Origin of the sequence: Acidisoma cellulosilyticum (assembly GCF_020621385.1) — a bacterium.
Taxonomy (GTDB): domain Bacteria; phylum Pseudomonadota; class Alphaproteobacteria; order Acetobacterales; family Acetobacteraceae; genus Acidisoma; species Acidisoma cellulosilyticum.
Map to the genome: position 1 here is coordinate 547,014 of NZ_JAESVA010000003.1, position 15,345 is coordinate 562,358.

The 15,345-nt window shown below is 64.5% G+C and carries 13 protein-coding genes; 10 read left to right on the forward strand and 3 right to left on the reverse strand.

The genetic code is table 11. The features are described 5' to 3' along the window. Positions 1–57 precede the first annotated feature (57 nt). The 6 genes from ACELLULO517_RS11375 to holA all read left to right on the forward strand — a co-directional run bounded on the left by ACELLULO517_RS11375 (position 58) and on the right by holA (position 8,222). Positions 58–1,302 carry a porin gene (locus ACELLULO517_RS11375; protein ID WP_227307480.1) on the forward strand — a complete coding sequence of 415 codons (1,245 nt, stop codon included), beginning with the start codon at positions 58–60 and terminating at the stop codon, positions 1,300–1,302. A gap of 544 nt (positions 1,303–1,846) precedes the next feature. Beyond that, positions 1,847–3,112, forward strand: coding sequence for a porin family protein (locus ACELLULO517_RS11380; protein ID WP_227307481.1), 1,266 nt, complete (start codon positions 1,847–1,849; stop codon positions 3,110–3,112). Positions 3,113–3,266: 154 nt separating this feature from the next. After that, positions 3,267–3,839, forward strand: coding sequence for a DUF3576 domain-containing protein (locus tag ACELLULO517_RS11385; protein WP_227307482.1), 573 nt, complete (start codon positions 3,267–3,269; stop codon positions 3,837–3,839). A gap of 125 nt (positions 3,840–3,964) precedes the next feature. Further along, positions 3,965–6,580: a leucine--tRNA ligase gene (gene leuS, locus ACELLULO517_RS11390; RefSeq protein ID WP_227307483.1), complete on the forward strand. Its 2,616-nt coding sequence runs from the start codon at positions 3,965–3,967 to the stop codon at positions 6,578–6,580. A gap of 6 nt (positions 6,581–6,586) precedes the next feature. Beyond that, the gene (gene lptE, locus ACELLULO517_RS11395) at positions 6,587–7,174 is read left to right on the forward strand and encodes an LPS assembly lipoprotein LptE (protein WP_227307484.1); all 588 of its coding nucleotides are present in this window, start codon (positions 6,587–6,589) and stop codon (positions 7,172–7,174) included. Positions 7,175–7,208: 34 nt separating this feature from the next. Next, entirely contained in the window at positions 7,209–8,222 is a 1,014-nt protein-coding gene (holA, locus tag ACELLULO517_RS11400; RefSeq protein ID WP_227307485.1) for a DNA polymerase III subunit delta, read from the forward strand. A gap of 77 nt (positions 8,223–8,299) precedes the next feature. On the opposite strand, the gene ACELLULO517_RS11405 is transcribed toward holA, so the two are convergent. From ACELLULO517_RS11405 to ACELLULO517_RS11415, 3 genes are all read right to left on the reverse strand, one after another. Then, positions 8,300–9,238 carry a Gfo/Idh/MocA family protein gene (locus ACELLULO517_RS11405; RefSeq protein WP_227307486.1) on the reverse strand — a complete coding sequence of 313 codons (939 nt, stop codon included), beginning with the start codon at positions 9,236–9,238 and terminating at the stop codon, positions 8,300–8,302. A 138-nt stretch (positions 9,239–9,376) separates the two neighbouring features. Continuing rightward, a complete protein-coding gene (locus ACELLULO517_RS11410) occupies positions 9,377–11,047 on the reverse strand; it encodes a formate--tetrahydrofolate ligase (RefSeq protein WP_227307692.1) in 1,671 nt (556 codons plus the stop codon). Between the two features lie 44 nt (positions 11,048–11,091). Next, on the reverse strand, positions 11,092–12,219 hold the full coding sequence (locus ACELLULO517_RS11415; RefSeq protein ID WP_227307487.1) for an aminotransferase class V-fold PLP-dependent enzyme: 1,128 nt from the start codon (positions 12,217–12,219) through the stop codon (positions 11,092–11,094). A gap of 110 nt (positions 12,220–12,329) precedes the next feature. Between ACELLULO517_RS11415 and ACELLULO517_RS11420 the strand changes: the two genes are divergently transcribed. The 4 genes from ACELLULO517_RS11420 to mazG all read left to right on the forward strand — a co-directional run bounded on the left by ACELLULO517_RS11420 (position 12,330) and on the right by mazG (position 15,329). After that, on the forward strand, positions 12,330–12,755 hold the full coding sequence (locus ACELLULO517_RS11420; protein WP_227307488.1) for a hypothetical protein: 426 nt from the start codon (positions 12,330–12,332) through the stop codon (positions 12,753–12,755). A 62-nt stretch (positions 12,756–12,817) separates the two neighbouring features. Then, positions 12,818–13,654: a carbon-nitrogen hydrolase family protein gene (locus ACELLULO517_RS11425; RefSeq protein ID WP_227307489.1), complete on the forward strand. Its 837-nt coding sequence runs from the start codon at positions 12,818–12,820 to the stop codon at positions 13,652–13,654. Continuing rightward, the gene (locus ACELLULO517_RS11430; protein ID WP_406566258.1) at positions 13,651–14,484 is read left to right on the forward strand and encodes an NAD kinase; all 834 of its coding nucleotides are present in this window, start codon (positions 13,651–13,653) and stop codon (positions 14,482–14,484) included. Before ACELLULO517_RS11425 ends, ACELLULO517_RS11430 begins: the two co-directional genes overlap by 4 nt. After that, positions 14,481–15,329: a nucleoside triphosphate pyrophosphohydrolase gene (mazG, locus tag ACELLULO517_RS11435; protein ID WP_227307490.1), complete on the forward strand. Its 849-nt coding sequence runs from the start codon at positions 14,481–14,483 to the stop codon at positions 15,327–15,329. Before ACELLULO517_RS11430 ends, mazG begins: the two co-directional genes overlap by 4 nt. The last annotated feature ends 16 nt before the right edge of the window (positions 15,330–15,345 follow it).

Sequence of the window (15,345 nt, forward strand, 5' to 3'; positions counted from 1 at the left end):
CGGCCACCCCGCAGCCCCCTTTCGGTTGCGGTTTTTCAACCGGAGGATACCTCTTCGATGCGACAGTTTCTTCTGGCCGGCGCTGCGACGCTGACGGCCGCAATCGGTCTCGCGGGCGCTGCCCAGGCTCAGGTTTCAAGCCCTGACTTCACCAAGACGATCTCGCCGGGCTCTATCGTCGTCCGCCTGGACGGCCGCGTGTCTCAGTTCTACGGCGTGAACGGCTTCACGGGCCAAAGCACCGGTGGCACCAAGTATTCCGGTTCCGGCCTGGGCGGTTACTTCCGCATTTACCCCGGCTTCGACGGCGTTGCCGCCAACGGCCTGCAATATGGCGCCCAGGCTGAAATCCGTGAAAACACGGAAACCAGCGCTGCCGCCGGCGCCAGCACCGAAACGCTCTATGTCCTCCGCGACTTCGGCTATCTTGCTCTGCCCCAGCTCGGCCTCGTTCGCTTCGGCCAGCAGGAAGGCGCTCTGTATCTGAACGACGCCGGTCGCTTCGAGAGCGGCAAGGAAGCCTTCGACGACGGCGGCTGGAACGGTGATATCCAGAACTTCTTCGTCAATTCCTCGGCTCGCCCGATCTATGCCTGGACCTGGAGCAACAGCACCCGCACCACGGACAAGATCGACTACGTCACGCCGTCCTTCAGCGGTCTGAGCTTCGCCCTCAGCTTCGAACCGAACCAGACCGGTGAGAACTTCAGCCCGGCCGTGACCTCCTCCACGACCGCGACCGACCTGCGCCGCAACACCTTCGAAGTTGGCGCCACCTACAAGGCCAAGTTTGACGGCGTCGGCCTCATCGTCGATGGCGGCTACATGAACGCGGGCGCCGTGGGCTACACCGGCACCGCCAAGGCGGGCCTCCCCTACCAGGGCCTGAGCGTCGGCAGCGCCGGTGCGACCCTGAGCTATGCCGGCTTCACCGTTGGCGGCAACACCAAGTTCGGCAACATGAACGGCCAGTTCGAGCCGAACTACGCCGGTGGCGCGAACGCGGTCGGCTGGCTCGCCGGCGGCCTCTACACCACGGGTCAGCTGACGGTCGGCGCCAGCTACTTCAACTACAAAAGCCAGGGCGACTACTCCAGCCCGACGACCGAAGGCCAGCGCGACGAAACCGGTCTTTCCGCCGGTGCGACCTATGTGCTGGTTCCGGGCGTGAAGCTGTTCGCTTCCTACCTGTATGGCACCCGCTGGCAGGGCGGCTACAACTTCGTCTCCGGTGCCGCCGGTTCCGCCAACAACAAGATGCAGGCTCAGGTCTTCGCCCTCGGCACCTGGCTCTACTGGTAATACCTAACGCGACAGGCGCTTTTGCCTGAAAGGCGGCCGGCAGAAATGCCGGCCGCCTTTTTTATTGGCCGGACGGCCAGAGCATCTTCACCCGGTCAGATGGAATCATCTGACCGGGTGAAGATACTCGCAAAAACAATGATCTAGCGCGGCGCCTGTCAGTGTTGGCGAACCGGAAACGCTCTGGCGCGGATCGCACGACGATCTGCCTAACGGCGTCGACCTGCGCGGCCGGCAGCTTGCGCCACCGCTGAAATTTACCCTCCCAAGATTTTCCGGTGAAAGGCGGTCGGCAAAGGCGCTGACCTTCCCTTTTGTTTACGAAACTTACTGGCCACATCAAATGTGCAGATTTGTGTCTTTTCAGTCACAGTGTTTCGTAAATGTCATGCTTTGCTCCTCCCACCGTTGCGGATTCAAGTCACCGATGACCATTATTCGCCGCGCTACTTCCGAGCCGAAGCGGCCCTAACGGGCAGTTGGTGGATCCAGGCGGGGCGAGTTTTTTGACGGCCGGTCATCCGGCATTAACGAGGAGGAACTAATGCGTAAGCTCCTACTAGCGACTGTCGCCACGATGGGCGCCTCATTGGGTCTGGCGGCTGTCGCCCAGGCTCAGACTGCTGCTCCCGGCTCCGTGACGGTCCGTCTGAACGGCCGCGTCAACTGGTACGCCGGCATCGAAGGCTCAACGCTCGATAATATCGGCGGCGAAAAAACCTCGACCACCAGCTTCCTCGGCTATCTGCGCCTCTATCCGGGTTTCGACGGCGTCGCCGCCAACGGCCTGCATTACGGTGCCGGTTCTGAAATCCGTATGAACGGCGGGCAGTCGGCCAGCAGCGAAACGCTGTATGTCTTCCAGGCCTATGGCTATCTCGGCCTGCCCGAACTTGGCCAGGTCAGCTTCGGCCAGGAAAACGGCCCGACCGTCCTGTTTGAGACCGGCACCTTCGAAGGCTTCAACGACGGCGCATGGTGGGGCGATCTTCCGGCTATCGTTCCTGGTGCCGCGGAAATCGCCTATCCCTTCGTCGACTCGAACTTCAACCAGACGTCCAGCAAGATCGTCTACTTGTCGCCGACGCTGTCCGGCTTCCAGTTCGCCGTTGGCTTCACGCCGAACCAGAACGCGGAAAACTACGTTCCCGCGACGACGTCTTCCAGCAACCCGGCCTATTCACAGCTGTCGGGCGGCCTGCCGAAGAACCTGCTTGATATCGGTGGCCAGTTCACCAAGACCTTCGGTGCCGTTGGCATCCAGATCGGCGCTGACTATCAGTATGCCGGTCAGGTCGCTTACACCGGCTCCGCCGATGCGGCGAATAACCTGTCCTACCATAACCTGAACATCGTCTCCGGCGGCGCCACGGCGACGGTCGCGGGCTTCACCTTCGGCGGCAACGTCGTCTACGGTGCGTTCAACGGTGGCGCCGGCGCCGGCTCCTTCCAGCTTGAACCCGATGGCGGCGACGCTGCTATCGCCTTCTTGATGGGCCTTGAATACACGGCTGGCCCGCTCGTGGTCGGCGGCAGCGTCTTCCGCTTCAACACGACGGGCGCGCTTCCGAGTGGAACTGAAGGCGACGGCGTCATCACCTCGCACGGCCTGACGACCGGCCAGCAGGTCAATAACGGTCTCGCCCTCGGCGGCACCTATACCCTGGTTCCGGGCGTCAATCTGTTCGTCGACTACGACTACGGCTGGCGTTCGCAGGGCGGTTACGACTTCGCGACCGGCGCTGCCGGCTCGGACAACAACCGCGTCCAGGCTCAGCTGTTCGGCGTCGGCACCCAGATCCAGTGGTAATCTGACCACTTAAACTGGTGTGAATGAGGCGGCGGGACCCAGTCCCGCCGCCTTTCTTTTTGCTCCCTGGCCGCTTGAAGCTTGGCAGGATTGGCCATGGGCAGTAGAGACAAAGCCCCCGCATCCCTGCGGGCAATTTCTCCGGGCAGGCTCAATGGAATTGACGATAAGGACTTCCACTTTCCTCAGCAGGGGCTTCGCGGCCGTCGCCGTCGCCGGCGTGCTCGCCTTGACTGCCTGCGGAAATGCGCCGTCGACGCCAGTGGATCCCCAGGTGCTGAACGGTGACGAAGTCAGCGGCGCCGGTTTCAAGAATTCGGGCGGCGGTCTGCTCGGTGCGGATGGTCTGGCCTTCGGCATCAATAAAAATCCGCATGCCAATGGCGGCGGCTCCGCCAATACGGGTATCGGCGTCAACGCCTATCTGTGGCGCGGCGCGCTCGATACGCTCTCCTTCATGCCGCTCTCCTCGGCCGACCCCTTCGGCGGCGTCATCATCACCGACTGGTATCAGCCGCCGGGTGACGCAGGCGAACGCTACAAGGCGACCGCCTATATCCTGGGCCAGGATCTGCGCGCCGACGGTGTCCGCGTGACGGTTTTCAAGCAGGTCATGCAGAGCGGCCAATGGACGGATGCCGAGGTTTCCCCCGGCACCAACGAGCAGGTTGAGGATAAGGTGCTTGCCCGCGCCCGTCAGCTGCGCGTGCAGTCCGCCACCAACTAACGCCGAAGGCGTCCGGCCAGGCGCGACCGCTATCGCCTTGGGCCGGATTGTTCTTTTGACTTCTTCCGCCTGAGGATCGCCTGCGTGTCGCCCCTGGCCGCAGGACGTGCCGGATAGACACCCCGATGACTGACGCCATTTCGACCGAACCGCAGACCCCGCGCTACGATTTCCGGACCCAGGAGCCGCTTTGGCAAGAGGCCTGGAATGCGCACGGCTGTTTCTCGGTCGAGGATGTGCCGACGGACGGGCGTCCGAAATACTATGTGCTGGAGATGTTCCCCTACCCGTCGGGGAAGATCCATATGGGCCATGTCCGCAACTATACGCTGGGCGATGTCGTCGCCCGCTATCGTCGCGCGCGCGGCTTCAATGTTTTGCATCCCATGGGCTGGGACGCCTTCGGCCTGCCGGCGGAAAATGCAGCGCGTGAGCGGAAGACCCATCCCTCGGCCTGGACCTGGGAGAATATCCGTAATATGCGCGGCGAGTTGCAGCGCATGGGCCTGTCCATCGACTGGTCCCGCGAATTCGCGACCTGCCAGCCCGAATATTACGGCAAGCAGCAGGAGCTGTTCCTCCGTTTCTTCGAAACCGGCCTGGTCGAGCGTAAGGAAAGCTGGGTCAATTGGGACCCGGTGGACGGCACCGTGCTCGCCAATGAACAGGTCATCGACGGGCGTGGCTGGCGTTCCGGCGCGCTGATCGAGAAAAAGAAGCTGTCGCAGTGGTTCTTCGCGATCACCAAATTCGCGCCGGAACTGCTCTCGGCGCTTGACGGTCTGGACCGCTGGCCGGAGCGCGTGCGGCTGATGCAGGCGAATTGGATCGGCCGCAGCGAAGGCGCGCGCGTCCGTTTCCCCTTGACGGCGCCCGAAGGCGATATCGCCGACGTCGAAGTCTATACCACGCGGCCAGACACGCTGTTCGGCATGTCCTTCCTGGCGCTTGCCCCGGAACATCCCCTCGCGCTCGCGATCGGCGCACAGAATGCCGAGGCCGACGCCTTCATCGCCGAATGTCGCCGAGTGGGCACCACCGCCGCTGCGATCGAGACCACCGAGAAGCGCGGTTTCGCCACGGGCCTGTCCGTGCGCCATCCTTTCCTGCCGGATCGTGAGATCCCGGTCTGGATCGCGAATTTCGTGCTGATGGATTACGGCACCGGCGCCATTTTCGGCTGCCCGGCGCATGACCAGCGCGACTATGATTTTGCCTCCCTCTACGGCCTGCCGATCCCGCCCGTGGTCAAGCCTGCCCAGGGCGAATTGCCGGGCGGCGAGGCCTATACCGGCCCCGGCACATTGATGAATTCCGGCTTCCTCGATGGGCTTGAGGTCGAGGAGGCGAAACGCCAGGCCATCGCGCGCCTGTCCGAGATGGGTTGGGGCCAGGGCGAAACCAATTGGCGGTTGCGGGACTGGGGCGTCAGCCGCCAGCGCTATTGGGGCTGTCCTATCCCGGTCATCCATTGCGACAATTGCGGCATGGTCCCGGTTCCGCTCGAACAGCTTCCGGTCGTGCTGCCCGAGGATGTCACCTTCGATCGTCCGGGCAATCCGCTCGATCATCATCCGACCTGGAAACATGTGACCTGCCCGCAGTGCAATGCCGCGGCCGTCCGCGAGACCGATACCTGCGACACCTTCGTCGACAGTTCCTGGTATTTCTCGCGCTTCTGCTCGCCGCACAGTGCCGCGCCTGTTTCACGTGAAGCGACCGACTACTGGATGCCCGTCGACCAGTATATCGGCGGCATCGAACACGCGATTCTGCATCTTCTCTATTCACGCTTCTTCACCCGCGCCATGCAGGCGAGCGGTCAGATCGGGGTGGCCGAACCCTTCGCCGGCCTGTTCACCCAGGGCATGGTCACGCATGAAAGCTATCGCGGCGCCGACGGTCGCTGGCTTTACCCGACCGAGGTCGAGCGTCGCGCTGATGGCAACTCCGTCGTCGCCGGCAGCGATGAGCCGGTGACGGTCGGCCGTATCGAGGCGATGTCGAAATCCAAGCGCAATACCATCGACCCGGGCGCGATCATCGAGCGCTACGGCGCGGATACCGCGCGCTGGTTCATCCTCTCCGACAACCCGCCTGACCGGGATATGGAATGGACGGAAAGCGGCGTCGCCGGGGCCTATCGCTTCACCCAGCGCCTGTTCCGTCTGGCGGAGAGCATCGCGTCCCTCGGCGTGGTCGCGACGCCGGATGAGTGGACGGCGCCCGCGCGGAAACTGCGCCGCGCCACGCATCGCACGATCGCCGCCGTCACCGAAGCGCTGGAAAGCTTCAGCTTCAATGTCGCTGTTGCCCGTCTCTATGAAATCGCGGGCGCCATGACGGACGCGGAAAAGGAAGCGGCCAACGCGCCCGATGACAGCGCATTGTCGGCTGCCCGGATCGAGGCTTTGGAAATGGTGACGCGCCTTGCTGCCCCGATGATGCCGCATCTGGCCGAATCGATGAACGCGCTGCTGCACCCCGAGGGCGGACTGGTCGCGAACGAGGCCTGGCCCGGTTTCGACGACAGCCTGACGGCGGCGGAAACGGTGACGATCGCGGTTCAGGTCATGGGCAAGCTGCGCGGCACGGTGGAGTTTCCGCCCGGCAGCCCGGCCGAGGCGGTCATCGCCGCGGCCGAAGCCGAGCCCAATGTCGCCCGCCTGCTGGAAGGCAAGCGTATCGTGAAGAAGGTCCATGTGCCGGACCGTATCGTCAACTTCGTCATTGCAGGCTGACCGGTCATGAGCGCGCTCTTCCGTCGCCGCCTTCTCCATCTTGGGGGAGCCTTATTCGGTCTGGGCGTGATGGGCGGACTGACCGGCTGTTCCCTGCATCCGCTTTACGCACCGGATGCCTTCGGCAATGGCCCCACCGGTGGTTCGTCCGTTCAGTCTCAACTACGGCAGATCGCGGTGCCGGTGCTGGGCGGCCGTAGCGGACAGCAGTTCCAGGAAGCCCTGGAATCGCGACTGGAAGCGGGCGAGATGCCCAGCCTGACGCGCTACAATCTATCGGTCTCCTTGAATGTCTCGCAGGTTGGCTTGGGCGTTCAAAGCGACAGCACAACCACCTATGTGCGCTTCATCGCGTCCGCGCCCTGGTCGCTGACCTCTCAGGATGATCCCGGCCATAAGATTCTGATCAGCGGCAACGCCCAGGCGGCCGATAGTCTGAACTCTTTCGACAACCAACCCTTCGGGCAGGAGTTGGAGACCAATACGGTCAATCAGCGTCTGGCCGATGCGCTCGCTGACCAGATCGTCATCCGCCTCGCGCATTATTTCACGGTCACCGAACGCAAGCGCGAGCAGGAAAAGCAGCCGGGCTGACCCTGTCGGTTCTGGCTTGTAAGGTGCGCCGATCATGAAACTCGACGCCCGTGACTTCACTGGTCTTTGCAAGGATGCTGGCCGGCTCAGGGCCATCCTCATCTACGGTCCCGATGCCGGGCTGGTGCGGGAACGTGGCGAAACACTCGCCCGCGCCGTCGCCGGTGCGCTGGATGATCCCTTCCGCTTCACCGAACTCACCAAACCCGATGCCGGCACCCTGGCGCTGGAAGCGACCGCCTTGTCCTTCACCGGCGGCCGGCGCGTCGTCCGCGTGCGTGAGGCCGGCGACACGCTTACCGCCACGCTCACCGCCACCTGCAAGGACGCCGAAGGGTCGCTGATCATCCTCGAAGCGGGCGAATTGACCCCGCGATCGAAATTGCGCAGTTGGGCTGAGAAAGATGCCCGTGCCGGTGCACTCGCTTGCTACGCGGAAGAAGGTGCGGCGCTGAAAACCACGCTGCGGTCGCTATTCGAATCCGAGAAAGTGGCGGTCGCCAACGATGCGCTGGACTGGCTGGTGCAGCATGCGGGTGCCGATCGCGGCATGGTCCGCGCCGAGGTCGAGAAACTCTCGCTCCTCGTGGGTGAAGGCGGCACGGTCGATCTCGATGCCGTGCAACTGGTCGCGGGCGACCAGGCTGATCTGTCCATCGAGGACGCGCTGTTTGCCGCAACCCGCGGGGCGGTGGCGGAGGCCGACCGCGCGACGGCCGCCGCCCTCGCCGAGGGTGCGTCAGCGGTCGGACTGATCCGCGCCGCCCATGGTCATATGGACAAACTAGCCCGTATCGCCGCCGCGCGAGAGACCGGCCTCAGCGCACAGGATGCGGTCAAGGCGCTCAGGCCGCCGATCTTCTTCCGCCGCGAGCGCGCCATGCTGGACGCGGCCGAGCTTTGGCGCGCCGCCGCCATCTCGGTCATTCAGCTCGCGCTCAGGGATGCCGAGATGCAGTGCAAACGCACGGGCCTGCCGGCGGAGGCGATTGCCCATGCCGCCGTTCTCGCCATCGCCCGCCGCGCCGCGCGACTGAAAAATCGTTAGCGCTCTGTCCGACCAGTCTGGACCGGCCCCAAAATCAAAATCAGTCGTGCGCGGATGACGTTTATATTTGGTTAACCTCAGTCCTCGAAAGCCTCCACCGCGACGCGGTCACCGACCAGATAGGCGTCCGCCACCAGGCGCAGCGGCCGGACATCGACATGCGATGTCCGGGAAGCGAGCAGATCCGCGAACATCGCGTAAATACGCTGATATTCCTGCGACTCCTCGGCCAGGGCCGGCTTGCCGTCGACAGCCAGCTTGGCGCCGCCATCCGTCAGCTCCAACACCGTACCTTCGGTCGTCTCGGCCGTGATGTTCCAGCTCTGCGGGCCTTCCTGACGCCAGTCGAAAATGGCGGTGAGATCGGCACCCGCGACCGGGTCGGGGGTCGCGAAAGTCATCTCGGCACCGATCGGCGTCTGCCGGTTGGACGGCACTTCCAGTCGCGCGTGCGAGACAAACAGCGGCTCGGGCGCGATTTCGGTGACGATCGACAGCGCGTTGATGCCAGGATCAAACACGCCGAAGCCGCCCGGCTGCCAGATCCAGGCCTGGCCGGGATGCCAGCGGCGGACATCCTCGCGCCAATCGACGCGAAGGCGCGCCAAGCGCTTGCCGGTCAGCTGACGCTTTGCCTCGGTCACGGCCGGATTGAAGCGGGAATGCCAGGTCGTGAAGAAGACCTTTTCCTGATCCTCGGCGATGGTCGTGAGTTCCGCGATCTCACCCAAGGTCGCGGCCGGCGGCTTTTCGATCAGCACGTCGCGCCCGGCAAGCAGGGCCGCGCGCGTCGTCTCGAAACGCCCGGCGGGCGGGGTGCAGAGGGCGACCGCCGTCACATCCGGCATCGCCGCATACAGCTCTTCCTGGGTGCGGAAGCTGGGCAGGCCGTTCACGGTGGCCAGCCGGCCGCTGACGATGGCCGCGAGCTCGAAATTCTCGTTCCCCGTGATCGAGGGCACATGCTGATCGATCGCAATCTTGCCCAGACCGATGATGGCAATACGGGTTTTCATCTGTGACGTCTCCCTGAGCGGCGGCGCGGTTGGCGCGACGCCTTCGCGCCTAGAGCAATATCCGATCAGGTCGTTTCACCTGATCGGAAGATTTGCGTTCTTGAACAAAATTCTAAACCGGTCTGCCTTCAGGCCGGTTTAGAATAGTCCGATGATTTGGCCCTCGGCGTCCAGCCCGATCCGCTCGGCGGCAGGAACGCGCGGCAGGCCGGGCATGGTCATGATGGTTCCGGCCAGCACGACGACGAAACCGGCACCGGCCGCAAGCCGCACCTCCCGCACCGGCAAGCGGTGCCCCGTCGGCGCGCCCAGCAGCGTCGGATCGGCGCTGAAACTATATTGCGTCTTGGCGATGCAGATCGGCAGATGGCCGAAACCCGCCGCGGTGATGGCCGCCAGGCGCTTCGCGGCTGCCGGTGCCACATCAATCCCGGCCGCGCCGTAGATCTCGCGCGCGATGGTCTCGATCTTATCCGTCAGGCTGAGGTCATCGGCATAGATCGGCGCGAAATCCGCCTGACCTTCAGCGATGCGCGCATTGACGGCGCGGGCCAGTTCCAAAGCACCGGCAGCGCCATCGGCCCAATGCGTGCAGGGCACCAGCGTCACCCCCATCGGCGCCAGCAGGTCGGTCAGCGCCTGCTGCTCCTCCGGCGTATCGCTTGTGAAGGCGTTCAGCGCCACCACGACCGGCAGGCCGAATTTCCGCATATTCTCGATATGGCGCAGCAGATTGGCCGCACCCTTCAAGACGGCCGCGACATCGGGCGCGCCCAGCGCATCCTTCGCCACACCGCCATGCATCTTCAGCGCGCGGATCGTCGCCACAATGACGCTACAGGCCGGTTTCAGCCCGGCCTGCCGGCATTTGATGTCGAGGAATTTCTCGCCGCCGAGATCGGCACCGAAACCGGCCTCCGTCACCACGACATCGGCGAGGGTCAGGCCAAGCCGGGTCGCGATCACCGAATTGCAGCCATGGGCGATATTGGCGAAAGGCCCGCCATGGACCAGGGCCGGGGAGCCTTCCAGCGTCTGCACCAGATTGGGCGCCAGCGCATCACGCAGCAGGGCGGCCATGGCGCCGTCCGCCTTCAGGTCCCGCGCCGTCACGGCTGAACCGTCACGGCGTTCGGCCACGACGATGCGACCCAGCCGCGCCTGCAGATCATCCAGATCGCGCGCTAAGCAGAAGATCGCCATGACTTCGGAGGCGACGGTGATATCGAACCCGTCCTCACGCGGGGCGCCGTTGGACACGCCGCCCAGACCATTGACGATGGCGCGCAGCGCGCGGTCGTTCATGTCCATCACACGGCGCCAACGGATGCGGCGCGGGTCGATCTCCAGCGGATTGTCCCAGAACAGCGAATTATCGAGCATCGCCGCCAGCAGGTTGTGGGCCGAGGTGATGGCGTGGAAATCGCCCGTGAAATGAAGGTTGATCTGATCCATCGGCCCGACCTGGGCGCGGCCGCCGCCGGTCGCCCCACCCTTGATGCCGAAACAGGGCCCAAGGCTGGGCTCACGCAGGCAGATCATGGTCTTGGTGCCAAGCTGGTTCAGCGCATCGCCCAGCCCGATCGTCGTCGTGGTCTTGCCTTCGCCGGCCGGCGTCGGGCTGATGCCGCTGACCAGCACCAGCGCGCCTTCGGGCCGCCGAGAGGCTTCGGCCGCGAAGTCGAGCGAAACCTTGGCCTTCAACCGGCCATAGGGTTCCAGCGCGGTATCGGGAATGCCCGCCTTCGCCGCGATCTCGGCAATGGGGCGAAGAACCGCGGCCCGGGCAATGGCTTCGTCGTGACCCATGCTCATGCTATTTCTTTCTCATCCTCTTTAGCCTCGGCACGCCGTCAGGACCGAAAACCAAGCTCGTCCAATGTCTGGCCGATGGCCGTCACGGCCTGTTCTATATCGGTGCGGCCGATCGCGCCGATAGCGCCGATCCGCATGCTCGGCGCTTCGGTATTCCTGAAATTGCTGATCAGCACGCCGCGGCGCTTCAGCGCCTCGACGAAAAGTTTGAGGTCCCAGGCGTCGCTCTGTGGCGCCAGCACATTCATGATGATCGGCCCCTGCAAGGCGCGCGGCAGGCAAGGTTGCAGCCCAAGCGCCACCATCCCGTCATAAAGGGCTGCCATATTATCCTGATACCGGCGCAGCCGAACGGTCGGGCCGCCTTCCGCATCCAGCCGGTCCAGCGCGGTGTGCAGCGCCGCCATCGGCTGGATCGGTGGCGTGAACCTTGCCGCCCCCGGGCCGTTTTCCAGCCCATTCTGGTAAAGATCGGCAAGATCGAAGGACCAGCTATCGGCATGACCCCGGCGTTCCAGCAGGCGCGCGATGGGCGAGACGCACAGGCTGAAACCCGGCAGGCTTTCCAGGCATTTATTGGCGGTGAAGACCATGGCGTCGATTTCGGGATGCGCCGCGACATCGATCGGCAGTGCGCCGAAGGCCGAGACCGCGTCCAGGATCATGCGGCGGCCGTGACGATGCACGACCGCGCCGACCGCCCTTGGGTCATGGATGATGCCGGTGCTGGTCTCGCTATAGATCATGCCCAGATGGGTGATCGTCGGATCGGCCGCCAAAGCCGCATCGACCGCAGCCGGGTCCAGCGGCTGGTCGAGTGCGACCGGCAGTTCGACGACACGACGAGCGGCGGCACGGGCCAGCCGCATCATGCGCTGGGCGTATTGGCCGGAAGCCGGGATCAGAATGCCGCCACCGGCGCCCTGACCCTGGTCTTTCTCTGGCGGCACGAAGGTCCGCACCGCCGCTTCGATGATGAAATGGCCCGAACCAGGCAAGGGCATGGCGACATGCACATCCACCACCCCGCCGGCCATAATGCGCAGCCGGGTCAACAGATCGCCGATCTCCTCTCGCACCGCCTGGTCCCAGGGGGCAATATCGCGATCGGCCGCAGCACGGACATCGGGGTGGGTCATGACAGGACCGGGAATTAGCAGCAACATCAGGCAAACTCTCTCAGGCGCTCTGCCTCTGGGCTTGGCATGATGCGCGGCCCAAATCCACCCCACGGATGCCATCGCAGGCGCGCAGAATTGCTGTTAAGGAGATTGGCATGACGATGCCCTTTACGCTTCCTCCCTGGCTGCCTTGGTGGGTGCCGATCCTGGTCCTGGTTCCGGCGATCCTGTACGGCCTGGTCTTTCTGCTGATGCCCTTCAGCGTGCTCGGCCTGAAGGGCCGGTTGGACGTGATCGAGGCAAGGCTGGACGAGGTGCAGCATGAGATCCGCACCTTGTCGCTGCGCCTGGGTGAGCCCGCCCGCCACTACCGTCCGGACGAAGACGCCTATGACACCAGTCCTTTGCCGGCCCCGCCCGCACAGACGCCGCGCAGCCGTCCGCCGGTGCCGCCTGCCCATGACCCCTATCGCTATGATGACGAGCCCGAGCCACGCGCGGACCAGCGTCAGCGCCCCGTGCGGGCCGAGCGGTATGAACCCCGGCCGGCCACACGGTCAGAGCCGCGTTTCGACCGCTGACATTGATCGCCCCGCCCAAACCGCCCCGCCTCATCGCAAGCCAGCCAGGAGTACGGTCGTAAATGCGCATCAGTGCGATCCAGATGAACCCGGGTGCGGATAAGGCGCAGAACCTCGCGCAGGCGCGGGAATTGATCCAGGGCGCATTGGCTGACGGTCGTCCGCGCATCGTCGCCTTGCCTGAAATGTGGACCTGCCTCGGCGGCGACCGGGCCAAGAAATTCGCCGCCGCCGAGACCTTGCCCCCCGAAGGATCGAACGCGGCCGGCGGGGAGGCTTACGAATGTCTGCGCGAAGTCGCGCGCGCCAATAAGATCCATGTCCATGGCGGGTCCATCGCCGAGCTGGCGGGCGATCTGCTTTATAATACGACCGTCGTCTTCGATCCCAACGGGGTCGAAATCGCCCGCTACCGCAAGATTCACCTCTTTGACATCGTGACGCCGGACGGCATGGGCTACCGCGAAAGCGCCACCTTCAAGGGCGGCGACCGCGTCGTCACCTTCAAGGCCCATGGCACGACCTGCGGTCTGGCGATCTGTTACGATATCCGCTTCCCTGAGCTTTTCCTGAAGCTGCGCCAGGCCGGCGCCGAAATCATTTTCCTGCCGGCCGCCTTCACGGTCCCGACCGGCCGCGATCATTGGGAGGTTCTTCTGCAGGCTCGCGCCATCGAGACGCAAAGCTGGATCGTCGCCCCCGCCTGCTGGGGCCGTCATCTGGACGGCAGCGGCGAGCCGCGCATGACCTTCGGCCGCACGCTGATCGCCGACCCCTGGGGGCTTGTCACCGCCCGCGTGCCGGACGGCACCGGCTGGATCACCAGCCGCGCGGACGCGACCGTCACCGAACGCATCCGCCGCGATATGCCCGTGCTCGCGCATCGGAAATTTGTATGAGCGTGAGCCATACGCTCAACCGGTCGGGCGCGCCCCTGACGCCCGAGCCATTACTGCGGACCGCCAGCCTGACCCGTATCGCCTTCGTCGCCTCCTCCGCGTCGCAAGCGCAGGAGCGGCTGGAGAAGCTGACATTCCTTTACGGCAATGTGCCGGTTCTGGAATCGCAGGTCGTGGTCGCACTCGGCGGCGACGGTTTCATGCTGGAGACGCTGCATAGCGTGCTCGGCCGCTCCATCCCGGTCTACGGCATGAATTGCGGCTCGGTCGGCTTCCTCATGAACGGCTATGTCGACGAAGCTTTGCCCGAGCGCCTGGGCATGGCGCAGGGCGCCGTTCTGCACCCGTTGCGCATGCATACCGTGACACAGACCGGCGCGGTCGAGGAAGCGCTCGCCCTCAATGAAGTCAGCCTGCTGCGCCAATTGCGGCAGACGGCAAAGCTGCGCATCTCCGTCGATGGCCGCGTGCGCATGCCCGAGCTGGTCTGCGACGGCATCCTGATTTCGACGCCCGCCGGCTCCACGGCCTATAATCTTTCGGCGCATGGCCCGATCATCCCGCTCTCGGCCAATCTTCTGCCGCTGACGCCGATCAGCGCCTTCCGCCCGCGCCGCTGGCATGGGGCGCTGCTGCCCAGCTCGGCCGATGTCCTGTTCGAGGTCCTGGAAGTCGACAAGCGTCCGGTCGCCGCCGTCGCCGATTCCTTCGAAGTCCGCCACGTCATCTCCGTCGCCGTCACCGAGGAACGCTCGATGTCCGTGACGGTCCTTTTCGACCCTGACCAGGGCCTGTCCGAGCGTATTCTGACGGAACAATTCACGGCATGAACGACGCCCCCGATAACCGGAATGCCTTTGACGAAAAGTCTGGCGCCGAACAGGCGCTGCATGCGCTGATCGAGACCATGGCGCGCCTGCGCGATCCCGTGGGCGGCTGCGCCTGGGACCTGAAACAGAGTTTCGCCTCTCTGGCGCCGTACGCGGTGGAAGAGGCTTACGAGGTCGCGGAAGCGGCCGAGGCCGGCGATATGACCGGATTGCGTGAAGAATTGGGCGATCTGCTGCTGCAGGTCGTCTTTCATGCCCAGCTCGCGCGCGAACAGGGCATTTTCTCCTTCGCCGAGGTGGCAGCGGGCATCAACGAGAAGCTGATCCGCCGCCATCCGCATATTTTTGGCGACGCAGCCGAGCGAGATGCGCGCGCCCAGACCGTCGCCTGGGAAGCGCAGAAGGCCGAGGAGCGTGCGGCGAAAGCGAAGCAGACAGCCGCCGTCAGCGCGTTGGACGGGGTCGCGACCACCCTGCCCGCCCTGACCCGCGCGCAAAAACTTTCGGCCCGCGCCGCCCGCGTCGGCTTCGACTGGCCGAAACTCGATGATCTCTTCGATAAGCTGGAGGAGGAGGTCGCGGAACTGAAGGCCGAGATCCCGACCGGGCAGACCGACCGGATTGCGGATGAGATGGGCGACCTGATGTTCGTCATGGCCAATCTTTGCCGCAAGCTGCATCTCGACAGCGAGACGGTGTTGAGAGCGGCTAACGCAAAATTTACACGTCGTTTCCAGGGCGTCGAAGCGCGCCTGGCAGCCGCGGGCCGCACGCCGAACGAGGCGGGGCTTGAGGAAATGGAAAACCTGTGGCTTGCCGTGAAGGCCGCCGAGACGGGTCGGTAGGGGCGCGGTTCCCCAC